Annotated in this window: 22 protein-coding genes and 3 tRNA genes; 18 read left to right on the top strand and 7 right to left on the bottom strand. The window is 53.6% G+C overall.

What is annotated here, in order from left to right:
- Position 1: 1 nt before the first annotated feature.
- Both selB and selA read right to left on the bottom strand, forming a co-directional pair.
- A complete protein-coding gene (selB, locus tag DACE_RS12915; protein ID WP_006001957.1) occupies positions 2–1,918 on the bottom strand; it encodes a selenocysteine-specific translation elongation factor in 1,917 nt (638 codons plus the stop codon).
- Between the two features lie 10 nt (positions 1,919–1,928).
- Positions 1,929–3,335, bottom strand: coding sequence for an L-seryl-tRNA(Sec) selenium transferase (gene selA, locus DACE_RS12910; RefSeq protein WP_006001955.1), 1,407 nt, complete (start codon positions 3,333–3,335; stop codon positions 1,929–1,931).
- 130 nt (positions 3,336–3,465) lie between these two features.
- Between selA and DACE_RS12905 the strand changes: the two genes are divergently transcribed.
- The 4 genes from DACE_RS12905 to DACE_RS12890 all read left to right on the top strand — a co-directional run bounded on the left by DACE_RS12905 (position 3,466) and on the right by DACE_RS12890 (position 7,743).
- Positions 3,466–3,924, top strand: a complete 459-nt coding sequence (locus DACE_RS12905) for an Lcl C-terminal domain-containing protein (protein WP_006001953.1) — start codon at positions 3,466–3,468, stop codon at positions 3,922–3,924.
- A 128-nt stretch (positions 3,925–4,052) separates the two neighbouring features.
- Positions 4,053–6,719, top strand: a complete 2,667-nt coding sequence (locus tag DACE_RS17500; RefSeq protein ID WP_006001951.1) for an EAL domain-containing protein — start codon at positions 4,053–4,055, stop codon at positions 6,717–6,719.
- A 1-nt stretch (position 6,720) separates the two neighbouring features.
- Positions 6,721–7,410 (top strand): YkgJ family cysteine cluster protein, encoded by a 690-nt coding sequence (locus DACE_RS12895; RefSeq protein ID WP_050770030.1) that lies wholly within the window; start codon positions 6,721–6,723, stop codon positions 7,408–7,410.
- Between the two features lie 108 nt (positions 7,411–7,518).
- Positions 7,519–7,743 carry a hypothetical protein gene (locus DACE_RS12890; protein WP_394708475.1) on the top strand — a complete coding sequence of 75 codons (225 nt, stop codon included), beginning with the start codon at positions 7,519–7,521 and terminating at the stop codon, positions 7,741–7,743.
- Positions 7,744–7,855: 112 nt separating this feature from the next.
- Here DACE_RS12890 and DACE_RS12885 read toward each other — a convergent pair whose 3' ends face one another.
- Positions 7,856–9,472, bottom strand: a complete 1,617-nt coding sequence (locus DACE_RS12885; protein ID WP_006001945.1) for a sigma-54-dependent Fis family transcriptional regulator — start codon at positions 9,470–9,472, stop codon at positions 7,856–7,858.
- A gap of 170 nt (positions 9,473–9,642) precedes the next feature.
- Here DACE_RS12885 and DACE_RS12880 point away from each other — a divergent pair, with 170 nt between their 5' ends.
- From DACE_RS12880 to DACE_RS12855, 7 genes are all read left to right on the top strand, one after another.
- Positions 9,643–9,999, top strand: coding sequence for a cytochrome c3 family protein (locus DACE_RS12880; RefSeq protein ID WP_006001944.1), 357 nt, complete (start codon positions 9,643–9,645; stop codon positions 9,997–9,999).
- 68 nt (positions 10,000–10,067) lie between these two features.
- A complete protein-coding gene (locus DACE_RS12875) occupies positions 10,068–11,615 on the top strand; it encodes an FAD-dependent oxidoreductase (protein ID WP_006001942.1) in 1,548 nt (515 codons plus the stop codon).
- A gap of 117 nt (positions 11,616–11,732) precedes the next feature.
- The gene (locus DACE_RS18860; protein WP_198920330.1) at positions 11,733–12,533 is read left to right on the top strand and encodes an OprD family outer membrane porin; all 801 of its coding nucleotides are present in this window, start codon (positions 11,733–11,735) and stop codon (positions 12,531–12,533) included.
- Complete coding sequence (locus DACE_RS18855) at positions 12,464–12,916, top strand: OprD family outer membrane porin (RefSeq protein ID WP_050770028.1); 453 nt, start codon at positions 12,464–12,466, stop codon at positions 12,914–12,916. The genes DACE_RS18860 and DACE_RS18855 overlap by 70 nt, the downstream gene beginning before the upstream one ends.
- A 205-nt stretch (positions 12,917–13,121) precedes the next feature.
- Positions 13,122–14,324, top strand: coding sequence for a bifunctional 3,4-dihydroxy-2-butanone-4-phosphate synthase/GTP cyclohydrolase II (locus tag DACE_RS12865; protein WP_006001940.1), 1,203 nt, complete (start codon positions 13,122–13,124; stop codon positions 14,322–14,324).
- 52 nt (positions 14,325–14,376) lie between these two features.
- The gene (locus tag DACE_RS12860) at positions 14,377–15,582 is read left to right on the top strand and encodes an MFS transporter (RefSeq protein WP_006001938.1); all 1,206 of its coding nucleotides are present in this window, start codon (positions 14,377–14,379) and stop codon (positions 15,580–15,582) included.
- 19 nt (positions 15,583–15,601) lie between these two features.
- Positions 15,602–15,811, top strand: coding sequence for a hypothetical protein (locus DACE_RS12855; protein WP_040367419.1), 210 nt, complete (start codon positions 15,602–15,604; stop codon positions 15,809–15,811).
- Positions 15,812–15,928: 117 nt separating this feature from the next.
- Here the strand turns inward: DACE_RS12855 and DACE_RS12850 are convergent.
- The 3 genes from DACE_RS12850 to rlmD form a co-directional block, all read right to left on the bottom strand.
- Positions 15,929–16,024: transfer RNA gene (locus DACE_RS12850), tRNA-Sec, on the bottom strand.
- A gap of 62 nt (positions 16,025–16,086) precedes the next feature.
- Positions 16,087–16,689, bottom strand: a complete 603-nt coding sequence (gene yedF, locus DACE_RS12845; RefSeq protein WP_006001935.1) for a sulfurtransferase-like selenium metabolism protein YedF — start codon at positions 16,687–16,689, stop codon at positions 16,087–16,089.
- Between the two features lie 76 nt (positions 16,690–16,765).
- Positions 16,766–18,169 carry a 23S rRNA (uracil(1939)-C(5))-methyltransferase RlmD gene (gene rlmD / locus DACE_RS12840; RefSeq protein ID WP_006001933.1) on the bottom strand — a complete coding sequence of 468 codons (1,404 nt, stop codon included), beginning with the start codon at positions 18,167–18,169 and terminating at the stop codon, positions 16,766–16,768.
- Between the two features lie 235 nt (positions 18,170–18,404).
- On the opposite strand from rlmD, the gene ispG reads away from it, so the two are divergent.
- The gene (ispG, locus tag DACE_RS12835; protein ID WP_006001932.1) at positions 18,405–19,481 is read left to right on the top strand and encodes a flavodoxin-dependent (E)-4-hydroxy-3-methylbut-2-enyl-diphosphate synthase; all 1,077 of its coding nucleotides are present in this window, start codon (positions 18,405–18,407) and stop codon (positions 19,479–19,481) included.
- Positions 19,482–19,497: 16 nt separating this feature from the next.
- Here ispG and DACE_RS12830 read toward each other — a convergent pair whose 3' ends face one another.
- Positions 19,498–20,988, bottom strand: a complete 1,491-nt coding sequence (locus DACE_RS12830; RefSeq protein WP_006001930.1) for an AAA family ATPase — start codon at positions 20,986–20,988, stop codon at positions 19,498–19,500.
- 232 nt (positions 20,989–21,220) lie between these two features.
- On the opposite strand from DACE_RS12830, the gene DACE_RS12825 reads away from it, so the two are divergent.
- The 6 genes from DACE_RS12825 to DACE_RS12800 all read left to right on the top strand — a co-directional run bounded on the left by DACE_RS12825 (position 21,221) and on the right by DACE_RS12800 (position 25,945).
- Complete coding sequence (locus DACE_RS12825; protein WP_006001929.1) at positions 21,221–22,936, top strand: proline--tRNA ligase; 1,716 nt, start codon at positions 21,221–21,223, stop codon at positions 22,934–22,936.
- Between the two features lie 3 nt (positions 22,937–22,939).
- On the top strand, positions 22,940–24,157 hold the full coding sequence (locus tag DACE_RS12820; protein ID WP_006001927.1) for a DUF4388 domain-containing protein: 1,218 nt from the start codon (positions 22,940–22,942) through the stop codon (positions 24,155–24,157).
- A gap of 12 nt (positions 24,158–24,169) precedes the next feature.
- The gene (gene pyrF / locus DACE_RS12815; protein ID WP_006001925.1) at positions 24,170–24,886 is read left to right on the top strand and encodes an orotidine-5'-phosphate decarboxylase; all 717 of its coding nucleotides are present in this window, start codon (positions 24,170–24,172) and stop codon (positions 24,884–24,886) included.
- On the top strand, positions 24,883–25,617 hold the full coding sequence (gene rlmB, locus DACE_RS12810) for a 23S rRNA (guanosine(2251)-2'-O)-methyltransferase RlmB (protein WP_006001923.1): 735 nt from the start codon (positions 24,883–24,885) through the stop codon (positions 25,615–25,617). The genes pyrF and rlmB overlap by 4 nt, the downstream gene beginning before the upstream one ends.
- 129 nt (positions 25,618–25,746) lie before the next feature.
- Positions 25,747–25,822, top strand: a tRNA-Thr gene (locus DACE_RS12805).
- Between the two features lie 38 nt (positions 25,823–25,860).
- Positions 25,861–25,945 (top strand) — tRNA-Tyr (locus DACE_RS12800).
- The last annotated feature ends 21 nt before the right edge of the window (positions 25,946–25,966 follow it).

Below are 25,966 nucleotides of genomic sequence, written 5' to 3'. Positions count from 1 at the left end.
TCTAGAGAGAGGCCAGATGTTCTTGGCTCGGTAATTTCCAGGCTTGCCGTGCATCGTCTTTACGCATGGTGTATTTGAGATCGTCAAAATGTTCCAGCAATGCTTGAACCGGTTTGCGGGCACTGCCCAGCAGATCGCGATATTCGCCCAGGGTCAGGCTTTGATTGTCGGCAAAATAAGCCACCAGTTTTTCTACCGCTAAACGATAGCTGCTGTGGTGGAAAAAGGTGTCCTCAGTCAGTTTGATCAGGCGACCGTTGAAAAACAGATAGCCCAGGTAATCTTCCAGTTGTTCCTCACTGAAACCGAGCCTGTCGAGCATGTCACGGCGCCCTTTGGCCTGAACGCCGGCAGCACGGTAGGCCTCTTCAATTCGTTCGAGATCCTGGCGTTGTGTGTCCGTCGGGTTGGGTTGGAACCCTTCCGACTGTACCCACTCGCCCACCCGTTGCAGCGGTGTGCGTGTCAACAGCGCGTCAAACGCTTTGGGTGACAAGCGCTTGGGCAGACGTGACTTGAGGGTGGCGTGCAGAGTGCCGGGGAGTAAAGGCTTATCGTCATGTCCCTGGGTGACCAGGTCAACAAGCTGTCCTTCAAAGGCGCGTACCAGTGAGGCTGGCAGCCATTGATCAGACAGCAGGTAAACTTTGCCTTCCTGAGCCAGTTGCTCAAGATGAGAAGTGATCCGTTCGCGACCCATACCGGACAACTGTTCGAGGTCTTTGACTCGGGCGCATTGCAGCTCGGTGAGCTTTTGCAGCAAAAAGGAGCTTTCTCCAGATTCGAGCTCTTCAATCGCTTTCATCACCTCGGGGCGAAAGCGCTTATGTTTTTCTGGGCCCGGATCAATCACCAGCCCTCCGCCGATAGTGGTGACCGGCGAATAAGAGCGGATGATGAAACGATCCTGGCGATGAGCGACCATCGGCTTGTCGAGGTGGATCTGTACCAGGGCGGATTCACCCGGCTGTAATTCGTCGCGGTCGAGCAGGGCGACCAGGCCCACTACGCGGGCGGTGCCGAGGTGAAAATGGACCGGGTCGCGGAATTTGATCGGGCGAGGTGCGTCGTCGAGCAAGGTAAGGCGAGCGTCAATACGACTGGTTTGCTCAAAGATGCCCGGCGTGCTGATGACGCAACCACGCTGGAGCACGTCCCGTTCCAATCCTGCCAGATTCAGGGCAACCCGTTGGCCGCATTGGGCGGTCAATTGTTTTTTGCCATGGACCTGGACATCGCGGATGCGCACCTTTTCACCCGGTGGCAATACTTCGACGGTATCTCCAACACTGACTTGACCGGTGAGCAGGGTGCCGGTGACCACGGTGCCGAAACCGGCCACAGAGAAGTGCCGGTCGATGGGGAGGCGCATGGGGCCGTCGGAATCGCGTTGCGGCAAATCCTTCACCGCGTCAACCACGGCGTCGATCAATTGGGGAATTCCTTGTTTGGTGATGGATGACACCCGACACATTGGCGCTTTTTCGAGGAAGGTTCCGGCAACTTCTTCACGTACTTCCTCTTCGACGATATCGATCCATTCTTCATCAGCGAGATCAACCTTGGTCATGACAATGATCCCCTGGGGAATCTGCAACAAATTGAGGATCTGCAGATGCTCATGGGTCTGCGGCATCACCCCTTCGTTGCAGTCGATGACCAGTAGAACCAGGTCGATGCCGCCGATGCCGGCTAGCATGTTGTTGATAAATTTTTCGTGTCCGGGAACGTCAATGACACCGGCATGGTCGCCATTGGGCAGATCAAACGCCGCAAAGCCGAGGTCAATGGAGATGCCGCGTTGCTGTTCCTCTTTGAGGCGGTCGGTCTGAACGCCGGTCAACGCTTTGATCAGCTCGGATTTACCGTGGTCGACGTGACCGGCGGTGCCAATGATAATATTTCGTTGAGATGCCATAATCGTGGTGTCAGTTCTTTGGGCCACAGGCGGCGGTTAAGGCGTCAAGCAGCAGGGTCTCCTGAGCGGGAAGCACAGTACGCAGATTGATGATCAGCCGGTCTTCTTGAATGCGGGCAACAACAGGAATTTCAGCCTGACGTAAGGTTGTGGCGCATTGGTCCACTGAGGCGGCGGGTAATGTTAAGGCCACAGCCCAGCCCGCCAGTTCCGTGGTTGGCAGAGCGCCGCCGCCCACACAGGATGGCTCTTCGATCAGTTCAACGCGGGCGGTGTCGGCAAGACGTTTGGACAGTTGAGCGGTAAAACCTTCGCTGCGTTGCTTGAGGTCTTCGGCTTTCATGTTGAGCATGCGCAGCACCGGAACCTTGTCGATGGCTTGCTGGCGATCCAGGTAGTGACTCAGGGTTGTTTCCAACGCGGCCAGGGTCAGTTTGTCGATGCGCAGAGCGCGGGCCAGCGGATGGTTGCGGATCTTATCGATGGCCCATTTCTTACCGACAATCAGACCGGCCTGCGGACCGCCGAGCAGTTTGTCACCACTGAAGGTGAGCAGGTCGATACCGGCATCCACCGCTTCACGCACCGTCGGTTCACGGGGCAGACCAAACTCGCTGAGATCAAACAGCATGCCGCTGCCAAGATCTTCCATGACCGGAATTTTGTGCTCTTTGCCGAGATCAACCATTTGCGCGGCACTGACCGATTCGGTGAAGCCGACAATGCGGTAATTGCTGGTATGTACTTTAAGCAACAGGCCGGTATTTTCGTTAATAGCCTGACGGTAATCTTTGAGGTGCGTTTTGTTGGTGGTGCCAATTTCGCATAATTGTACCCCGCTGGCTTCCATTACATCCGGAACTCGGAATGCGCCGCCGATCTCCACCAATTCGCCACGCGAAACGATGGCTTCCTTACCTTTGGCCAACGCGGTCAATGACAGCAGAACTGCCCCGGCATTGTTGTTGACAACCGCGGCGGCTTCAGCGCCGGTCAGACGACACAGCAACTCATCAATATGACTGTAGCGATGGCCACGCTTGCCCGTGGTCAGGTTGAGCTCAAGATTAGAGTAACCGCGAGCCACTTGGTCGATATTGTCCAATGCTTCATCACTCAGAGGTGCCCGACCTAAGTTGGTGTGCAGCAGGGTGCCGGTGGCATTGATCACCCGACACAATGAAGCGCGCAATTTTTCGGTCAAGCGGGTTGCGGCCTGGCCGGCAAGGGTGTCGAGATCGACGCAAACGGTTTGTTCCGCTTTGGCGTCGAGAATAGACCGGCGACAGTGATCAACCGTTTCTTGAGCGGCTTCGACAATCAGACAGTGCGGGGCTGTGCTGTGCGCCAGCGCCGAGTGTTGCAGAAGGCGGTCGATGGCCGGGAGTTGCTTGAGCAGGGCGACATGGTTTTTCATAAGGGCAGCATGGTCCTGAGCGTATACATTTTGTATGGACTGATCCTGTCTGGCAATGTTGTTGCATGCATGCTAGACAGGGCGAATACGAATTACTTTAGGGTATCATATCCGAGACGAGGGCAACAACATGCTTCCTGTAGGTACAGAGAGGAAAAAGAAATCTGGTTGGTGGCTGTTTTCTACAGGTTTTTTTCTGTTGCTTGTCGGTGTTTTTTTTCTGACCGTCTCCCCTTCGGCTGACGAAGGTCTTGAGTGGGAAGCTCAGGAACAGGGGTTCTGGGAATTTCATACCCACGATCTGCGTTTTTGGCATAAAGATGCCGACAAGTACTGTCGCCAACTGACCAAAGGTGGCCATTATGACTGGCGTCTGCCGACAGTGGAGGAGCTTAAAGAACTGTTGCAACTGTCGGCACGGCATCGCCGGAGCCGGGCTGGGGTGGAACGGGCAATTTACTGGACGGCTACGCCTTATGGCGAAGAGGGCCGTCGATTCTGGGCGGTTTCCTTTCTCAGTGAGCAGGCTGCCGCCATGGAAGAACACAATTATAATTCTGTTGTCTGTGTTCGTGGGGGGACACACTAGCTTGCTTAATGTTGATATTTATTTTAATATGAATCTTTTGTAGAAAGGCGTTTGGGGCTTTTCACAAAAAGTTTTTATGAACCCATGGTTCATTTGATCTTGATATGTTTGCTGTGACGGGGGAGAGCATGGCTGGAAACGGATCAAATAATCAGGATGTGGTGTACGAAGAGTTGTATCACGACCTGATGGGGCTGGTCGGGGAACCGTTTTTTCGGGCTCTGACGACAAAGCTTGCTCGACTTTCCGGAGCGGATTATGCCTTTATCGGTGAGTACACCGATGATCAACGCGATCGTGTCAGAACGGTGGCTGTTTACGCTGATGGCAATAATATCGATAATCTGGAGTTTGAACTCGAAAACACGCCCTGTGCCGTTGTTGTGCGCGAGGGATTGCAACGTTATCCGCACAATGTTCTAAAACTGTTTCCGCTTGATCATCTGGCCATAGAGTTGAAGGTGGAAAGCTATATCGGCTTGCCGCTTGTCGATTCAAAAGGTGAGGTGATGGGCCCTCTGGCTGTGTTCAGTCGGCGTCCTCTCGGCGATATAGAGATGGCGGAAACCGCTTTGCATCTGTTCGCCATGCGTGCCGCTGCTGAGCTGGAACGGATTAAGATTGAGCGTCAGCGTGATGAAGAGTTGCACTTTTTGCAAAGCTTGCTGGATGCGATTCCCAATCCGGTATTTTATAAAGATCTCGACAGCCGTTACCTCGGTTGTAATCGCAGCTACGAAGATCTGCTCAGGAAATCCCGCCAAGATATTATCGGCCACCGGGCCGCTGATGTGATGCCCCCTTTGCGTGCTGTTGTGGCGATTCGCGAAGATAATAAGGTCTACGACAGTGCCTTGTCGCGCACCTACGAATCGACTATTGAAGAACCGGATCATGGCACGATGCAGGTCTTGTTCAACAAGGCGCCTTTCTTTGATCAGGACGGTGAACTGGCCGGGCTGGTGGGGACGATTCAGGACATTTCCAGCCTGCGAGAAATGCAGTCGGCCATGCAATCGCTGGTGGAGAGTACGGTGGGCTTTACCGGCAGTAATTGTTACCGGCGTGTTGCTCAACAGTTGTGCCAATGGTTTGATGCCGATTGCGCTATTGTCGGGCGGATTCAGGAAGAGGGGAAGGTTCTGTCTCTGGCGACGATTCAGGATGGGGTGTCGATGCCGTCTTATAGTTTCAATCTGTCGGACACCCCGTGTGAAAAAGTCGTTGATGAGGGGATGTGCCTGATGAGTGAAGGGGTGATGGAACATTATCCCAACTGTAGTCTGGTTACCCAGATGCATGCTGAGGGCTATGTGGGCACCCCGATTCGCGATCACAACGGCGAAGTGCTTGGTGTTCTAAGTGTTTTGTCCCGCGGTAAGATCAAATCGTTGGAACGGGCTAAGGATGTTCTTGCCATCATGGCGGCACGGGTCAGCGCTGAAATTGAGCGGGAAATTTCAGAGCAACGTCTGCGAGATAACGAAGACCATCTCGAATATCTGGTTTACCATGATGTGCTCACAGACCTGCCCAATCGGCAATTGTTCAGAGACCGGCTTCAGCATGCGATCAGTATGGCCTCTCTGGGACAACATCAGGTTGGGGTGTTGTTTATTGATCTGGATCATTTTAAAAAAATTAATGATTCACTCGGCCATGAAGTAGGTGACCGGTTGCTGTGTGAAGTAGCCCGACGCCTGCGCTTGTGCATTGGCGGGTTGGATACCGTTGCTCGTCTCAGCGGGGATGAATTTGCCATTATCCTCGATCAGCTTAATAATATCGAAAATGTGATCCTCATTGCTCAGGAGGTCAACCGGCGACTGGCTGAAATGATGGTGGTTGAAGGCTATAAACTGTTTCTCACTGCCAGTATTGGTATCAGTCTCTATCCGGGCGATGGCAAGGATGTGGTGTCGCTGCTTAAATGTGCCGATGCCGCCATGTTTAAAGCGAAAGAGCTCGGTCGTGACAATTACCGGTTCTATACCGCCGGTCTCAATGAACGCGCCAGTGAACTTCTGGCATTGGAAGGTGCGCTACGCCAGGCGGTGGATAAAAACCATCTGGTGGTTTATTTCCAGCCGCAGGTCGAACTGGCCAGCCGAAGGATTATCGGAGCCGAGGCGCTGGTGCGGTGGCAGCATCCTGAAAATGGCATGATCTCACCGGTGGATTTTATCCCCATGGCCGAGGAAACCGGCCTGATTGTTTCCATTGGCGAATGGGTGCTACGTCAGTCGTGCCTCCAGGCCCGGCAGTGGCAGGTAGCAGGTTACCCGCCGATGCGGATTTCCGTCAATATGTCGGCGCGCCAATTCCGGCAAAAAGACCTTGTGCCCATGGTACGTCGGATCCTCCAGGAGACGGGACTGAGCCCGGAATATCTCGATCTTGAAATTACCGAGAGTATTTTGATGAACGATGTTGATGGCGCCGTGGAACGTCTCGTTGAGCTGCACAGTCTTGGTATCCAGTTATCCATTGATGATTTCGGAACCGGGTATTCGTCGCTGGCCTATCTGAAAAAATTCCCCATCCAATATCTTAAAATTGATCGCTCCTTCGTGCGTGATGTCATTATCGATCCGAATGATGCCGCGATTGCCACAGCCGTTATCGATCTGGCGCGCAATATGAACCTCAACGTTATTGCCGAGGGTATTGAGCAACAGGACCAGCACCAATTCCTGTTGGACCGCGGCTGTGGTTACGGCCAGGGCTATCTGTTCAGCCGTCCGATCCCCGCTCATGAGTTTGAGCAGTTGCTGGTTAGGCAGCAAGGGGTGTGATTTGACCATGAACCAGGATGTCGCCGCGTTGATAGCCGCGTATCGTGAGGTGCTCGCTCAGGCTGACCACTGGTTTGATGACGCAGCAACTGCGCTCGGCCCGATGCTGGGCTGCCATATTGGCTGCTGTGATTGCTGCCGGGGCCTGTTTGATATCACTGTACCGGATGCCGTGGTGTTGCAAATGGGCTTTCACCGTCTTGATGCCGGTTGGCAGCAGCGGGTTTTGCGGCGTTGTCGTGAGCGGCGTGACCTGCTGCAACAGCAGTGGCCGGAACTGCAGGCGCCGTATTTGCTCAATCACCTTCACGACCGCCCCTGGCAAACCATGCCGGAACGGGATGCTACGCCTTGCCCGTTACTTGATGATGACGGCTGTTGTCTGGTCTATGCGTGGCGACCGCTGACCTGTCGGCTTCACGGCCTTCCCCAGGTTGACCATGATGCCGAGGTTTTTTCCGACGACTGTTGTCCTTACAATGAAGAGGCCGTGTATCAGTCCACATCCGGTGTTCAACGTGGACCGTTTCGCCAGATTTTCACGCGAGAAGCGCAACTGATCCGCCGGGTGAATCAGTTGTTGACCGGTCGGGATCTGTACGAACTGGATACGTTTATCCCCTTGGCTCTGATGATCGATTTTTCCGACCCCGATCAGTGGGCTCAGCCTGTGGATACCGCCAGACTGTGAATGGTGTAATGGGTTGGCGCCATTAAGACGTTGGGTTTTTAATATTAAAAAGGTTGCATCACGCGAATCAGGGGCGTAATTTTCACCATCCAAAAAATAAGAAGGATGGTGGTTGTTTTGGTTCGTTATATTTCAGACTTAAATGAGAAAACAGCACGCTTTGCCCGGCATTGTGTCGAAAAGTACACCTTTGTCGAGCTGGTCCATTCCTCCAAAGACGGGATCGACTATGTGGCGTGTGACGCATGGGGATTAACCGGTGAGGAGTGGCAGGATGCGATCTTTGCCGCCCTTAAAGAGTTGCGTGTTGAGATGCATGGTAAAACCGGCTGAATCTGCCCTTTTTTCGTGATTGCAAAGATGGCCCAAAAGGCCCTGAGCAGTGAATCTGTTCAGGGCCTTTTCCTTTTCTCACATAACAATGGTGCTTCACGCGCAGGCGGATTTATGCTTTTTCGTAACTGTTCAATTTGCGATAAAGCGTGGCGATGCCGATATTCAGTGCTTCGGCGGTCTTGGTTTTATTGCCGTCCATGGTTTTCAGTGCGGAGAGGATATAGTTTTTCTCCACCTCTTCGAGACTGGAAATTTTCCCTGAAATGGTGGGTTGCGGCATGGTCGTGCGCAACTCTTCCGGCAAATCCTCGACTTCAATCCGGTTGCCGGTGGCCAGGGCAACCCCATACTCGACAACATTCTGCAATTCACGCACATTGCCGGGCCAATGATAACTGAGCAGTTGTTTGGCGGCCTGCGGGCTGAATGCAGTGATGTCACGTTGGGAACGTTTGGCGCTTTCCGATAGAAAGATTCTCGCCAGAGGCAGGATGTCGTCCTGACGTTCCCTCATGGCGGGCACGCGCAGTTCGATCACGCGCAGACGGTAGTAAAGATCCTGACGAAATCTGCCCGCTTCAACCTCTTCTGAAAGATTACGATTGGTTGCCGAAACCACCCGAAAATCGACAGGTCTGGTTTTGTTATCACCAATGCGGCGGATCTCCCTCTCCTGGAGAACTCGGAGAATTTTTACCTGCATACTCGGCGAGATTTCACCGATCTCATCAAGAAAAAGTGTCCCGCCGTTGGCGGCTTCAAACAAGCCTACCGTATCTTTTACCGCACCTGTAAATGCCCCTTTGATGTAGCCAAACAGCTCACTCTCCAGCAGTGTTTCGGTCAAAGCACCACAGTTGATGGCAACAAAGGGGCGCACGGCACGCTGCGATTCATCGTGAATATATTGAGCGATCCGTTCTTTCCCCACCCCGGTTTCTCCACTGATGACTACGGAAGAATCGGTACCGGCAATGCGCTTGGCCAGTTCAGCGGTTTTACGCATGGCCGGGCTGCGGCAGGAAACACAAGGCAGGTCATCATCGATGTCAAAGCACGACAGTTGTCGTTGGCGATGTTTGAGCTGTTTTTCCACGCTTTTGAGTTTTGAGGTTAACTCCGACAACACCGTGTCAAAAGATTTCTGATTGTAATACGACAGTTGGCTTGCATAGGATTCGTCCCACATCTCCTTGAAGCGCCCCTCAATCTTACACACTGGATCGCCCATGCCGCAGCAGGCTTTCTCTAGAAAGTACACCTCGCGGCCGGTCCGGTTTGACACATAGCCACTGGCAAACCCGGTCAAGGTCCAGCAAGTCGGCTCATCAGCGGTGCCGAAATGAAGTTGATGCTGTTCCGCTTCGTAGGAATCGTGCCAGGTACCTTCGACCAGAGGAGCCTTCCCTTCGCCGTCGGAGCGGATGGTTGTTCCCGGTGTCATCAGGCCGCACAGAGAGTGCAGGTGTGGTCCAGTGTAAGCGTCTTTGAACAGTTCAGGGTAATCCCGTCTTAACATCTCTGCAGTTCGCCAACCATGAGCATAACCGAATCGCGTCAAGATACCGCGGGCGGTGTGTATTCCCAACGTGTCAATCAGCTCTTCCCTCAGCAATCCCAGGGCGAGTGCGTCAAAAATCAGCACCCGTTGCCCCATAAATTGGATGACGCCGCTCTCCGATGTGGTGGTCAGCAGTTCACGTAAATCAAGATCTTGTGCGCGCATTATTTATCCTTTCATTTTGATAATAACTTTATCTTTTTGAAAGGAAATGTCAATGGGGTAAAAAGTAAACCTTTGTAATTACAGCTATTTGAGTGTGTGGCATGGCTGGTGCAAAGATATAGCGTCAAAGACGCAATTCGCAAACCCAGTTCAATGGAGGTGAAACAACGATGAAGAACTGTCTGATTTTTTTAACCCTGTTTCTGATGGCGGCCTCGGCGGCCCAGGCGATGAACGTTGGTGGTGCACATGCCGATTTTGATTTTTCCTGCGCAGATTGTCATCACCAGGACGAACCGGAAAAAGCTCCGAGCATGAAGGACTGTCTGGCCTGTCATGGAACCTATGAGGAGTTGGCGGAACTGACCAAGCCGGAAGGGGAGCCCGACCCGACCGATCCGGATACGTTTGCCAATCCGCATCATTCCCATATGGGACCGGTACCGTGCATGGAATGCCATAAAACCCATCAGAAATCAGTGCTGATCTGTGAGGACTGCCACAACTTCGACATGCAGCCGAAGTAGTGCACCTCAAGAGTATTGTCCTTCGTTTGGACAATGTTCATTTTCCAACCTTCAAATGGAGAAGAAACATGAGGAACGTATTGAAAAGATGTCTGTCGGTTTTTACCGTCGTCGTTGCTGCCACAACGTTTTCACTGCCGGCATTTGCTGAGCAGGTGATGAATACCGATGTTGTTATCATCGGTGCCGGGACCTCCGGTCTGGCAGCTGGTGTTCAGGCTATTCAGAATGGTAACAAGGTCATTTTGCTGGAAAAGCAGGCGAAAGTTGGCGGTACCGGCAACTTCTGTGAAGGCCTGTTTGCTGCTGAAAGTAAGATTCAGAAGCGCATTGGTATCGATGTCTCGAAGGATTTCGCTTTTGATACCATTATGGAATACAGCCATTACAAGGCCAATGGTGCCCTGGTATCCTGCTTTGTCGACAAATCTGCTGAAACCATTGATTGGCTCGACGAACTCGGAGTCAAGATTGAGTATGTCGGCGTAGGTGGTTTCGGCGGCCCGCTGACCTGGCACGTTATTGCTCCTGGTCCGGATTACCCGGATAAAAATCCCCACGATTACCACTGTGCGCGCATGATCAATGTCTTCAACAAGTACATCCTTGATCATGGCGGTGAGATTCTGCTGCAGACTCCCGGTACCGGCCTGATCAAGGAGGACGGTAAGGTTGTCGGCGCTTTTGCTGAAAACAAAGATGGAGAGAACATTCGTATTAATGCCAAGGCGGTCATCATCGCCACCGGTGGTTTTGCCAATAACAAAGAGATGATGAATAAGTACTCTCCCTATCCTGACCTGATCCCGGTCGGCAACATGGGCAAAGACGGCGATGGTATCCGTATGGCGTGGGACGCCGGTGCTGCGGAAGAGGGTGTTGACGTCATGCAGATGTACCGCCCCGGTCTCAAGGGTTTCCATCCTGCTGACCAGATGATTGCCCTGGCTGTTCAGCCTTATTTCTGGGTCAATCCCCGTGGTGAGCGCTACACCGACGAGTCAAGTGTCCAACTGTGGCCCTATGCCGGTAACGCTCTGGTGCGTATCGGTGGTACCGCATACTCCATCTACGATGATGCCACCCGTAAAAAAGCCGTTGAAGAGGGTATTGAGATGCCTCTGGGCGAGTGGGTTATTCAGGGTACCAAGCTGACCAACTGGGAAAAATCATTTTACAAAGAGCTCAAGCGCGACCGCGGCAATGTCTTTAAAGCCAACAGCATCAAAGAGCTGGCCAAAATGCTCGACATGGACCCTGCGGTTCTGCAGAGCAGCGTCGACAAAATGAACAGCTGGGCGCAAACCCGTGAAGACGGCGAGTTCAAGAAAGACAGCAAGTTCCTGCGCGCAGTTGCAACGCCTCCTTTCTATGCCACGAAATTGACCCCGCGTCATCTCGGTACCCTTGGTGGCGTACGCATCAACGAGAAAACCGAAGCTGTTAATGAGCATGATGAGGCTGTTCCCGGTCTCTATGTTGTCGGTACCGATGCCGGTGGTATGTACGGCGACAGCTACGATCTGCTGCTGGGTGGTGGAACCGCTGGTTTTGCCGTCAACTCCGGCCGGATAGCAGCCGACAGCGCCAGCGAATATATCGGTGCCGCACAGTAATGTGACGTTGCGCTGATTCGCGTCAGTTCCTCCCCTGCGGGTGGCGGAAAAGACCGTCACCCGCAGGAAAAACTGACGTTCCCCCTCAATTCGCCTAAAGCAAAGGACTTGGAAGAGATGAGAGCTTTAATTTTAGCACTGGTAATGGTCTGTCTGGCGCTACCTGCCATCGCCGCAGATAATCTGAAGGAAATGTTTTCTCAAGGATCCGTCCGCGGTGAGATCAGCTTGCTCAATTTCACCCGTGACTTTAAAAATGGGACCCAGGATAAACAGGATTCTGCCCTTGGCGGCGCGTTGTACTACAAAACCGACGCCTTTAACGGGATCACCCTTGGCGCAGCTTTCGCCACCACTAACGGTGTGGGTGATTACGATGACAAAGGATTTTATTACGGCATTACGGCACCTGTTCATGAAAGTGTCAGCCGTCTCCAAGAATATTATGTTCAGGCCCAACGCTTTAATACCACAGTTAAAATCGGTGCCCAGGAACTCAATACACCGTTTCTCAATATCCATCCGATTCGCATGATTCACAGAACCTACCGTGGTGTGTCGGTGGTTAACAAGTCGATTGATAATCTGACCTTGATGGGATTTTACCTGACCGACCATATGGGCTGGGTGGATGACGAGTTTATTTCCTTCACGAACGATGTCTATATCGGTGGCGCTGCCTATAAACTGCCGTTCGAAGTCGTCAATACCAAGGCGCAAGCCTGGTACTTCACCATGAAAGACAGCTTCCGCCAGACCTTTTTTAAAGTCGATTTCAGTAAAAAATTAATGATTTTGTTCTTCATGCCGCACCGACCTTTTTCACACAGAAATCCCAGGGAGATGAGTTGGATGGTGAGCTGGATACCTATCAGTATGGTGTTAATGCCGGGGTCAGTGCCTACGGTTTCGATCTGACCGGGTTTTACGCCAAGACCGGTGATGACTCGATTCGTGATGAATGGGGTTACGGCAAAGTCGTCATCCAGCAGGTGGTCAATTCCGGCGATTCCCTGTCTGGTGATCGCGGCCATGAAGATGCCTATGCGGCACGCTTGTCCTATGACTTCGGCGCTGCCGGCATTAACGGTCTCAAGGGCTATGTGTTCCATTCGCTGTACGATGCACCGGCCAGTACCATCAACGAAACCGATTTCAGCCTGCAGTACGCGTTTTCAGGGGCGTTGGACGGCCTGAGTGTGCGGGCACGTTATGCCATGATCGACAAAGACAGTGGTCAAGAGGATCTAAATGATGTCCGTTTTTATCTGACCTACAAGTTTGCTTTCAGCGGTAAATAGATCTGGAGACATTCGGGGGGCGTGGGACTCTGGACTGTCCCACGTCACTCCGGTAAATCGAATGTTCTCATGTGTAAGCAGCTCAATGCGTTCGCCTCCACGCGTAACCTGTTCTTCAGTACTTTCTCCTGTTGAAGAAATTTCTTGAGCTGCTTGCCTCCACATCCCCCGGCTCTGCCGGGGGATCTTTAAAGAGGTTCAGACAATGCCCTTACTTTCGATAGAACAAGCCATTGATGAGATTAGCGCCGGTAATATGGTGATCCTGGTTGATGACGAAGATCGCGAAAACGAAGGTGATCTGGTTGTTGCCGCTGAAAAGGTCACTCCTGACATTGTCAACTTTATGGCGCGCTTTGGCCGTGGATTGATCTGCCTGAGTCTGACCGGGCAGGACTGTGACCGCCTGGAGTTGCCACCGATGGCGGTTGAAAACAGTTGCACCTTTGGTACCGCGTTTACCGTGTCGATCGAAGCGCGGCAGGGTGTTTCCACCGGCATCTCCGCCGCCGATCGGGCGCAGACCATTTTAACCGCCATTGATAACGAGAGCGTTGCAGGTGACCTGGCGCGGCCTGGGCATGTTTTTCCTTTGCGAGCACGAGATGGCGGAGTGCTTGTCCGCACCGGGCAGACCGAAGGCTCGGTTGATCTGGCTCGCCTGGCCGGGCTGAAACCTGCCGGAGTGATCTGCGAAATCATGAACGACGATGGCACCATGGCGCGTATGCCTCAGCTCCGTGAGTTCGCCGTCAAACACAATATCGGCATTTGTACCGTCGCCGATCTGGTCGCCTATCGCCTGCGTCATGAACCGCTGGTGCGGCGGGCAGCGGAAACCGTGTTGCCAACCCCCTACGGCACCTTTCGGGTGATCGGTTATCAAAATGATATTGATGGCCTGGAACACCTGGCTCTGGTTAAGGGGGAGGTCAACCCACAACAGCCGACCCTGGTACGAATTCATTCCGAATGCTTAACTGGCGATGTGTTCGGTAGCCTGCGCTGTGACTGCGGTCTGCAGTTGTCCAAAGCCATGATGGCCATTAGCCAGGAAGGCTCAGGAATCATTCTTTATCTGCGTCAGGAAGGGCGTGGTATTGGCTTGATCAATAAGCTGCGTGCTTATGAATTGCAGGATCAGGGCCACGACACTCTCGAAGCCAATCTGCGACTCGGTTTTGCGGCCGATTCGCGCGATTATGGTATTGGTGCGGCCATGCTCAGAGATCTTGATGTGCAGCATGTTCGCCTGATGACTAACAATCCGGACAAACTTGATGCCCTGGAGCACTATGGCATGGCAGATGTTGAACGGGTCCCGCTGGCGATTGAACCGGTGGACAGCAACCTTCACTATCTGCAGACCAAGCAGGCCAGAATGGGCCACCTGTTGGAGAGTCTTTAGCGGCCTGTTGAGCCCGTAGCGGTAGATCGTCATGATTTTCCAGGGGGACACCATGGATAAAGCACATCGTTGGTTGTTTAAGGGCGTCTTCTTTATCAATTTTGCCGTGACCCTCGGTTTGGGCGTTTCCGATGCATTTTTTTCGGTCTTTGCCCAAAGTCTTGGTGCGCGCGGAGCGATTCTCGGTGCCGCCATCGGCTTCTATGCCGCGTCCAAGATTGTGTTCAGTCCGTTTATGGGCAAACTGTCAGACCGTTTTGGCCGCAAACGCCTGATTGTGATCAGTCTGATGGTGTTTCTGCTGGTTTCGCTGCTGTGCCTGTCGATAACCCGAGTGCAAACACTGATTATTTTGCGTCTGATGCAGGGTCTTGGTTGCGCGATGTTCCGTCCGGTGGTGCTGTCACTGGTTGGTGAAACCACATTGCCGCATAGCCGCGGGAAAATGGTCGCGACCTTTGACATGTCCTTCTACGGCGCCTTAAGCCTTGGTCCGCTGATCGGCGGAATTATTATGGACCAGTGGGGCTTTGATGGCATTTTTGTGTTGCTCGCCGGACTGTGTCTCGCGGCATTGCTGGTTGCTGTGCTGTTGATCCCCACCGATGACAATACGGCACGCACGACCACCATGCCTGTGTCCGCAAATCGTCAGGCCCGCTCTCGCCGCTCTCTTCAACACAGTGCTCTGCCGGGATTGTTGGTGTTTATTTTCGGCCGCGCCTGCGGCATTGTCATCTTTGTTTCCTTTATGCCGATCCTGTTGATGTCGAAACTGGGGCTGACCGGTGTTGAAGTGGGGATGGTCATGGCGTCCACATCGGTCGTTATGACCTTGTGTCTGCGGCCGATGGGAAAACTGACCGATCGCTGCTCTCGATCTGTGTTGGTTATGGTTGGCGGTACCGTGGTGTCGCTGCTCTATGTTCTGATCCCCTTGGCAACAACCTTTCATCAGGTTCTTGTTCTGGGGATGGCTATCGGCCTGTTCAGCGGACTTTCGCAACCGGCAAGTACGGCTCTTCTGGTGGAAGAGGGACAGCGATTTGGCACCGGATTTGCTGTCGGCATGTTCAATGCCAGCCTCAATCTCGGCTTTGTCGTCGGCCCTGTGCTCGGAGCGCTGTTGCTGAGCAGTGAGGGTCTGTCGTCGGTGTTTTATGTAGCCGGGTTGTGCGGAGGCCTGGCCGTTGTCCTGTTTTCAATCACAACACGGGCGACGGCCTCGTATGGCCAAGCCTGGCATGTTCGATCGTAAGTGTTTCAAGGAGGGTGCTTTGATCAAATACATCAAAGAATTGAATGGAAGGATTTTTGATTACGCCAGCCATTGCGTTGAGCGTTACACCTTTTCCGAACTGGTTGATTATGCCAAAGACGGCATTGATGCCATCGCGTGCCGTGAATGGGGCTTGAGTGGTGAAGAGTGGCAGGATGCCATCTTTGCTGCACTAAAAGAGTTGCGGATTGTCGAGCGCCGGGTTTAGCGACAGACCGGCGATCATGTGGCGGAACCTTCTTGGGGCAAGCGTACTTTTTTGAGCCGGAAAACAGACAGAGCAGTCTCTATAACGAAAAGAGATTGCTCTGTTTTTGTTGGATTTTGGCGGGAGCAGATGGGAATCGAACCCACCGGGGACGGGATACGCCCCCCATCGGCTTTGAAGGCCGTGAGCGCCACCAGGCTACTAGCTACTCCCCCGTTTGAGGGAAGATGTATATCAGCTAGGCAGATTTGATTCAAGCATTTTATCCGTACGCCCTATGGCTGGATAATGCGGTCGGCCTGTTGCATGGCTTCAACCGTGTCGAGCATGTTGGACACCTGCCCCACCTTGAGTTGATCTTTCAACTCGTAAAATTCCAGGCACAAGCCGCAGACGTTGATGGTAACTCCCGACTCTTCAAGGCGTTGCAGTGGTTCGAGGACCGCAGAGCCTTCACAGGTCAGTTTGACACCGCCGTTGACAAACAGCATGGTCGAGGGCAACTGGCTGGACTCCAACAGGGTGCAGATGAAGTTGCGCATCAGCACTTCGCCGAGCTCATCATTGCCACGTCCCATGCAGGCGCTGGCGATGTAAACCACGGTGTCTTGCGTGATTTTTTTCGTCGTTGCTGGTGGCGCCTGTGTTTCAACGACCTGGGGAGTCTCCTGTGGGGTCAGATCAAGGACGATCTCATCGCCTTTGCTTGTTGCCGTTACGGCAAACCCTTCTTTGGTGGCCAGACGGGTGACATTGGCCTGGGCGATATCATTACCGACACGCACCTGAACCGGCTCATCGGGATGGGCCAGAATCTGTTTACGGGTTTCCAGAACGGGGCGGGGACATTGCAATTCGCGACAATCAAGAATTTTCATTGGTTATACCTGTCATGTGCAGAGGTTATGAGCCCTCATCCTAATGCAATTGTCTGCCGGAGGCAAGCCCTTGCTCTCAAACTTTTTCGCTGTTGTCCATGCGCAGGCGGACCACCGATTCCACATGGGCTGTCTGGGGGAACATATCCACCGGCTGCAGCTCTTCAACCGTGAAGCCTTGCTGTGTCAACAGGTGGAGATCCCTGCCGAGGCTGTACGGATTGCAGGAAACATAGATCAGAGTCTGTGGGCGCAGTTGGCCGAGGGTGGCAATAATCTCCTCACTGCAGCCACCGCGCGGGGGATTGACCACGGCAACTTTGAGTGGGGACAGCTCCCGCTGCATGTCGTGGAGAATCTCGCCAGCATCACCGACGATAAAACGGCAGTTGCCCAGTTCATTGAGTTCCGCGGCAGCTTTGGCATTAAAGATGGCGTCTTCGTTGATCTCAATTCCTGTGACTTTTGCTCCACTGGTAGCCAAGTGCATGGCGATGCCGCCGACACCACAATACAGATCGACTGCTGTGTCTTTGGGTCCGAGGTCAGCCCAGGACTGGACCTGGGCATAAATGCGTGCAGCTTGCCGGTTGTTGACTTGAAAGAACGATGTCGGCGACAGGCGCAGACGAATATCTCCGACCTGATCAATCAGGTCGCCGGCGCCAATCACTTTAACCGTGGTTGAGCCAAAGATGACATTGCCGGTGGAGGCGTTGATGTTCTGATGCACTCCGATGATCTGCGGCACCTTTTTCTTCAACCATTTGGCCAGATGGGTCATCTCGCGGTAGTTGCGTTCGGTTGTCACCAGGGTGACCAGAGCCTTGTTTGCCTGTGGGCTGACGCGGATGGCCACATAGCGCAACAGACCACGGCGTGACACCGGGTTGTACACGTAGATATCCTGTTTTTCGATCTCTTCACGTAAGGCTTGGGCGATCTGGTTGATGAGTGGATGCTGCTGCGGGCAATTGCCGATATCCAACACCTGATGTGAGCCACGTTTGTAGAGGCCGACCCGCGCTTTGCCGTGCACTTTGGCAATGGCCAGTTTGGCGATGGTCCGGTAGCCGAAGGTCTCTTCAGAGGACCACACCGCATGAACCGTGACGTGGCCTAGGGTCGGGTAGTGGCTTAACGCATCCTCAATCATGCCCCGTTTAAAGTCGAGCTGATGGCGGTAGCCGAGGTGAATCAGCGGGCAGCCTGAACAGTTCTTTGCCAGCTTGCAGCCCGGCGTTACGCGTTGGCGGCTTCTGCGCAGGACTTTAATCAGTTTACCGATGATCCGGCGCTGACCCTCATGGTCAATCGCGGCCAGAACGTCCTCGCCAGGCAGGGTACCGGCGATAAGGATCTCTTTGTTTTCGTGGCGGCCGACACCGATTCCGTCAACGTTGAGATGGTCGATTGTTACGGTGATCGGTTCTTGTCTCAGGGCAGGGCGTTTTGCCGGACCGCGGGTATTTTTTTTCATAAAGCGTCCATGGTGTTATAAATAGATGTGATTGGGGCGACAGTAGCCGCTTGAACGGGGTGTGTCAATGCTATCTTTGCGTCTTGACGCTGCTGTGTGGCTGTGGCTAGATGCGTGAGGTTTTGATAAGAGTCCGAATTTTGTGAGTAGATCGTTGAAAAATATTTAAGTTGTTAATTTATCAGTTGTTCTGGCATGGCCCGCATCGGTTGGGGTGAGAACGAAGGAGAAGGTTGTGAACACAGAACGCAAAACACGTGCGTTGCAGGTTGGTTCGGTGGCGGTTGGTGGCGGTGCGCCGGTTTCCGTGCAGTCCATGTGTAATACCGACACCCGCGATATTGCAGCAACATTGACCCAGATTCGTGCCCTGGAGGCCGCCGGTTGTGAAATCGTCCGCTGTGCTGTGCCGGATATGGACGCGGCGAATGCGTTACACGGGATCGTTGATGGCTGCACCATTCCACTGATTGCCGACATTCATTTTGATTACCGTCTGGCCCTGCAGGCTGTTGACAGTGGCGTGGCCGGATTGCGTATCAACCCCGGCAACATCGGCGAATCATGGAAGGTGGCCGAAGTGGTTAGGGCCTGCTCTGAAAGGCGTTTGCCGATCCGTATCGGTGTCAACGGTGGCTCGCTGGAGAAGGAGTTGCTCGAGCGCCATGGTCATGCTACCGCACAGGCCATGGTGGAGAGCGCCCTCGGCCATATCCGTATTGTTGAAGAACTTGGTTATGATCAGATGAAAGTCAGCCTCAAGGCGTCTGACGTGCGACGTACTGTAGAAGCCTACCGTTTGCTGGCCGACCAAGTTGATTACCCGTTACATATCGGTATTACCGAAGCGGGCACCACCTGGGCCGGAACCATCAAGAGTGCCGTCGGACTGGGGGCGCTGTTGTACGACGGCATTGGCGACACCCTGCGTGTGTCGCTAACCGGCGATCCGGTGGAGGAAGTGCGGGTCGGCTGGGAGATCCTTAAGTCGTTGAAGTTGCGCCAACGCGGCCCGGTCTTTGTCAGTTGCCCCACCTGTGGCCGGTGTCAGATCGATCTGATCCGCGTCGCTGAGGAGGTGGAGGTGCGTCTGCAACAGCTGACGGCACCGTTGACCATTGCGGTGATGGGCTGTGTGGTCAACGGTCCGGGAGAAGCGCGCGAGGCCGACCTTGGCATTGCCGGTGGCAAAGAGATGGGCCTGTTGTTTCGCAAGGGGGAGATCGTTCGACGTTTACCGCAGGCGGAATTGGCCGATGCCTTGGTGGAAGAGGCGCTGGCTCTCGCCGAGCGCCTCGAAGAGCAAGGTTGAATTTTTGCAGGTGTTGTCAGCGCTCACTGTGTTCGCTGGCGGGAACCGCTCTCTTGAATGCCCAGGCTTCAATTTTCTTGATCTGTTCGGCCATGGTGACTGAGATGGGCACGGTCTGACCGATGGCTTCCATAATATCTTTTTCCGTCATAACACGTTGAGCCGCTTGGGCTTCAAAACGGGCGCTGGCCACGGCCTGTTCGATCTCGGCCCCGGAAAACCCTTTACTGGAATGGGCCAGGGTTGTGGTGTCGTAAGCGCTGCTGTCCTGACCTTGCCGGTCAAGATGGATGGTGAAGATCTCTTTGCGTTCATTGAGGCCGGGCAGCGCGATATAAAAGATTTCGTCAAAGCGGCCTTTGCGTAGCACCTCGGCCGGTAACATTTCAATGGCGTTGGCCGTGGCCGCCACAAACACCGGACTTTTCTTTTCCTGCATCCAAGTAAGGAAGTAGCCCAGCACCCGCGATGATGAGCCTCCACCGCTTTTGAAGCCTTGCTCGGAAATGCCCGATTCGATCTCATCAATCCACAACACGCAAGGCGAAATGGCTTCGGCTAACTGGCAGGCGCGGTGCAGGCTGCGCTCCGGGGTGCCATAGGTCCCTTCGTAGACGGTAGACATGTCGAGACGCAGCAGAGGCAGGCTCCAGCGGGCGGCAATGGCTTTGACGAACAGACTTTTTCCGCAACCGCTGATCCCCATCAGCAGCACGCCGCTGGGCAGGTTTTCGCCGCTGCTCAGCTCATCAACACCAAAGGCCTTTTCGCGGCGGGCCATCCAGTGTTTGAGGTTCTCCATGCCACCGACATGGTCGGGTTGCAGATCGTTGTCGATGAACTCAAGAATGCCGGTCTGCTCCAGGGCGCGCTTCTTGTCGAGATGCAGAGCGCCGATCACTTCGGCAACATCGTTGCCCTTGGTGAGGCGTGCCATGCGCAGGGCGCGCTCCAAGCGGATCAGATCAAGGCCCTGAGCGGCCAACACCATTTTTCGCAATGCGTCATCCTGCTGCAGCAGTTGATCGATATACGGGTCTTGCTCGCGGTGCGTTGTCAGGTAGGAAGACAGCTCCGCCGCGTTGGGCAGCGGGTGGTCGAGTTGGACAAAATGGCTTTGCAGCGGCTCCGGAATCGCCGGGTCAAGGGCCAGAAAAACCAGGCTTTTTCTGGCGTTGCTGCGTTGCTGGGAAAAATTGATCATCAGGCGTTGGATTTTCGGATTGTTGTCCCAATACCAGTGCATGTCGACAAAGACGAAGATGGCGTGTCCCGTTTGATTGAGCGCCCAGCTCAGAGCATCTGCCGGATCGGTGGTGTTGTCGATACCGTCAAAGCCGCTGGTGCACGACCATATTTTAGGCGGCTCCATCCCTTTGAGGTTGCGGGTTGCAGCGGTTTGAATCAGTTGGATGGTACGTTGTTCGTTGCCGGTATTGATGGCGATCAGGGGGGTTCCTGCAGCAACGTGTTGGGCAAAGGTGGCGGTGGTGAGTAGCTCTTTCATAAGACCTCGTGGCTTGACGGTAGCGGGTGTGGTGCGGGATTTTATCAGACGCTGTCACCTGGACCATCAATGTTGTCTTTGGCGACAGTTCCGAACCGGGGGTGCCGTCGTGGTTAGAATCCTTTCAGCGCCCCGGCATTGCTTGCATTTTAACCCGAAATAAGCTAGCGTGCGAACGTATTTACGAGATGATAACACGATCAGTTTTTATTGCCATAAAAGGAACGGAATCATGCGTTTAACCGAGTATTTGCTGCCCACGTTGAAAGAGAATCCGGCCGATGCGGAAATTGTCAGCCATCAATTGATGATGCGCGCTGGAATGATCCGCAAGGTTGCTGCGGGAATTTATACCTATCTGCCGCTGGGATTGCGTTCCATCCGTAAGGTGGAGCAGATCGTCCGCGAGGAGATGGATCGTGCCGGTGCCATGGAGCTGTTGATGCCGATGGTGGTTCCAGCCGGGCTATGGGAAGAGTCTGGCCGTTGGGAACAATACGGCAAAGAGTTGCTGCGCATCAGAGACCGTAAGGACACGGAATTTTGCCTCGGACCGACCCACGAAGAGGTGATTACCGACGTGGTGCGCGGTACGGTGCGTTCCTATCGCCAGTTGCCGCTAAACCTGTACCAGATCCAAGGTAAGTTCCGTGATGAGATCCGGCCCCGTTTCGGTCTGATGCGTGGTCGTGAATTTATTATGAAAGATGCCTATTCCTTTGATCTGGAAGATGCCGGGGCGGATACGGCCTACGAAAAAATGTACCAGGCGTATCAGCGTATTTTTAAACGCTGCGGCCTGAAATTTCGTGCCGTGGAAGCCGATACCGGTAACATCGGCGGGTCGTCCTCCCATGAATTTATGGTGCTGGCCGAGTCGGGAGAAGACGCGATTGTCTCCTGCGATCAGTGTGATTACGCGGCCAATGTCGAAAAAGCCCAGATGCGCCAGGAGCAAGGGAGCAGTGGCGAAGGGCAGGCTGAGTTGCAGAAAATCGATACGCCGGAGCGTAAGACCATTGCCGAGGTGGCTGAATTTCTCGATATGGACCACAGTCGCCTGATTAAAACGCTGCTGGTGCAAACCGATACCGGCGAGCAATTGGCCGTACTCCTGCGTGGTGATCGTGAGCTTAACGAGATCAAGTTGTGCCGCTATCTCGATTGTCTTGAGGTGGTGATGCTCGGCGATATCGCCGTGGAGGAGTTGACTGGTGCACCGGTAGGCTTTGCCGGACCTGTCGGCCTGGATTGCCGGATTTTGGCTGATCTTGAAGTGCAATCGATGGCCGATGCTGTGGTTGGCGGCAATGAAAAAGACGTTCATTACATGGGCGCGAACCCTGGGCGCGACTTTAGTGTCGAAGCTTATGCCGATCTGCGTCAGGCCCAAGCCGGTGACGGCTGCCCGCGTTGTGACGGCACCCTGCAGATGTGGCGTGGTATCGAAGTTGGCCACGTGTTCAAGCTGGGAACGAAATATTCCGAAGCTCTGGGAGCAACGGTCCTTAATGCCGAAGGCAAAGAGGCGCCTTTGGTCATGGGCTGTTACGGCATTGGCATCGGCCGAACCGTTGCCGCCGCCATTGAACAGAATCATGATGACCAAGGGGTGATCTTTCCGATGCCCATCGCGCCGTTTCAGGTGATTATTACATTGCTCAACCCCAAAGATGAGCAGGTGATGCAGGCGGGCAGCGAACTGTACCAACAGTTGATGGACGCCGGGGTTGAAGTGTTACTTGATGACCGTGACGAACGGCCTGGTAGTAAGTTCAAAGATGCCGAACTGATCGGTATTCCGATTCGGGTGACGGTGGGTAATCGTGCGCTCAAAGAAGGCGCTTTTGAGGTGCAAAAGCGTCTGGAAGGTGAACGGATGATGATGCCGGTTGCAGAAACTCTGTCCTGGTTGGTCGACGAAGTCAAACGTCAACTCATGGAGTAGGCCATGTATCGTGTGACACTGGATGATAGTGGCAGGGTCAATCTGCCGCATCGCGTTCTTTCATCAATGAAGGGGCGTGACCTTCAGGTCGTTTCCTCCTCTCCTCAGCATATTCTGCTGGCGGTCGAAGGGGAACGCGTTCCCTGCATGTCCGCGGTTCTTGGTTCGGTGGCCATTGCCGACGTTTTGTCCTTTTTTAATATGTTTCGTCAGACCGGGATTCTCTATCTCGATATCCCTGATGGCAACCGTCAGGTGTTCTTTCAGGATGGTGAAATTATTTTTGCCACCAGCCAACGCGTTGAGGAAAACCTCGGCGAAATCTTATGTGAAATTGGCAAGTTGGAACGCAGCCAGCTCAGCCAAGTGCGCTCTGAACTTGGTCCCGGAGATTCTCTAAGCAAGGTTTTAGTGAAAAAGAACCTGGTGGCTGCGCGCGATTTATGGTTGGCCACCCGGCAGCAGGTGGAGACGATTGTTTACAATCTGTTCTCTTGCGAAGAGGGGAGCTGCTATTTTGCTGCCGGTGATCTTAATCGCGATGATATTGTCAAGTTGTCCATGAGCACCCAGAATCTGATTATGGAAGGCTTGCGCCGCGTTGATGAAAAAGCACTCTATCTGCGCCGCCTGCGTTCGCTGGAATCGATGCTTGAATATACCGGAAAGGATCCCGCCGAACTGTCCGATGAGGAGAAAAATGTCCTTGGTCTGACCTATTCGTCTCCCGGCCAGGTCGGTCAGTTGATGACGCGTAGCGGTTTGCCCGAATTTGACGCTTTGCGGGTTCTGCACCAATTGGTAGAGAAGCGTTTTCTTAAAGTCAACGAAGCCAGGCCCGAACCGGTCAGTGAAGCGTTTGCTGAACTGTTTGAGGTGTTTAATGGCGTTTTGTGTCTGCTGTGTGAGTGTGTTGATGCGCAGAATCATGGGTTGATTGAGGATGCCAATCGCTTTATGCGTGAAGCGCCACATCCGATGAATTACGTGTTTCGGGGGGTGCGTCTGAATCAGGACGGTTCTGTGTCCGGGGGGCAGTTGGTTAAAAATCTCACCGGCCTTGAAGAGGGCGACCAGAAGAAGTTGCTGGTCGACAGTTTGAAAGAGCTGGTCTATGCCGAGTGTCTGACCGTGCGTCAAGTGCTTGGCACACAGGGGAGCAGTGATGTTATTCGACGTGTTCAGGAGATTGTCGCCCGAACCCGTAAGCTGGTTGAATAGGAAGGGGATTTGATGAAAGATCGGTTGATTTTTGCGCTGGATGTCGACAGTTATGATGAAGCTCGGCAGTGGGTACGCATTCTCGCTGATGAGGTAGGGATGTTCAAGGTCGGCAAGCAGTTGTTTACCCGGTGTGGTCCCCAGATTGTGGATATGATTCGCCAGGCCGGGGGCGGCGTTTTTCTTGACCTTAAATATCATGATATCCCCAATACTGTTGCCAAGGCCGGTATTGAAGCGGCACGTATGGGTGTGCAGATGTTCAATGTTCATGCGCTGGGCGGCGGCAAGATGATGCGGACGATGGTTGATGAAGTTCGGGAGGCCGCCGTCAAGGAGGGTTTTCCTGTGCCGATCACGTTGGCGGTAACCATTCTCACCTCGTCGTCTGAAGAAGATCTGCGTCAGGTGGGGATCGACCTTCCTGTGACGCAGATGGTGCCTCGGCTTGCAACGTTAGCCAGGGAAAGTGGACTGCATGGTGTGGTGGCCTCGGCTCAAGAATTGCCGCTGATTCGTCAGGCCTGCGGTGGTGACTTTGTCGTTGTGACCCCTGGTGTGCGCCCGGCAACGGCGGCACGTGATGATCAACAACGGGTGATGACACCGGGGGAAGCGATTGCCGCCGGCTCAGATTATCTGGTTGTCGGTCGGCCGATTTCCAAGGCAGATGACCCGGTTCTAGCGGCACGCTCTATTGTTGCGGAGATGACCGAGGCTGGCGCGTGAGTCAATATCTGTTTGGGCTTAATGCGGTTTTTGAGGCGCTGGGACAGGGACGAAAGGTCGTTGCGCTTTACGTTGAAGCGCAACGTAATCCGCGTCTTGAGGAAATTGTTGCCCAGGCAACCGAACGACATGTTGCTGTGAAGCAATGCGAGCGCCGCCAGCTGGATAAAATGGTTGGAGATGTCCGGCATCAGGGCGTTGTTGCCCAGGTAAAGGCTCAGGACTTTGTCTCTTTGGCGCAGTTGCTTGCGCAGAGTTCGCAGTCAGAGCGTTTTTTTCTGATTCTTGATGGTATTACGGATCCACACAATTTTGGTGCCCTGATCCGTTCTGCAGCTGCTGCCGGGTGTCAGGGGGTGATTTTTGCCAAGGATCGCTCCTGTCCGGTAACCGGCATTGTCGAGAAGACGGCTGCCGGTACTTTGGGTTATGTGCAGCTGTGTCAAGTGACTAATCTGGGGCGAGCCATTGAAGAATTGAAAAAGGCCGGAGTTTGGGTTTATGGCCTGGCGGGAGAAGAGGGGCAGTCGTTGTTTGAGGCACCCCTGAGTGCTCCGATTGCTTTGGTGGCCGGCAGTGAAGGTCGGGGGATCCGTCCTCTGATTCGTAAGTTGTGCGATGGTTTGATTGCGATTCCTATGCCGGGGAGGGTGGAGTCGTTGAATGTCTCGGTGGCGACGGGAATCGCTCTGTTTGAGGTGGTTCGTAACCATCTGAAAATAAAAAAATAAAAAACCGCAAAAGTCGGTTGACAGTATCAGGCGAATCATTTATAAATCACTTCGCTTGTCGCGGCAGGAAAAAACCGCGGAAAAGTGTTTGCAATATATATTTCGTTGGTGTATAGATTGCGACTCTGTGCTGGCGTAGCTCAATCGGTAGAGCACCTCACTTGTAATGAGGATGTTGTGGGTTCAATTCCTATCGCCAGCTCCAATAAATAGAATGGGCGCAAGCCTTTCAGAACGTCCCTTGGAGGGGTTCCCGAGTGGCCAAAGGGAGCAGACTGTAAATCTGCCGTCTAAGACTTCGGAGGTTCGAATCCTCCCCCCTCCACCACAATTTCATATCGGATGAATA

Origin of the sequence: Desulfuromonas acetoxidans DSM 684 (assembly GCF_000167355.1) — a bacterium.
GTDB classification, from domain to species: domain Bacteria; phylum Desulfobacterota; class Desulfuromonadia; order Desulfuromonadales; family Desulfuromonadaceae; genus Desulfuromonas; species Desulfuromonas acetoxidans.
The sequence above is the reverse complement of the archived record's forward strand: the minus strand, read 5'-3'. Positions and strand labels throughout refer to the sequence as shown.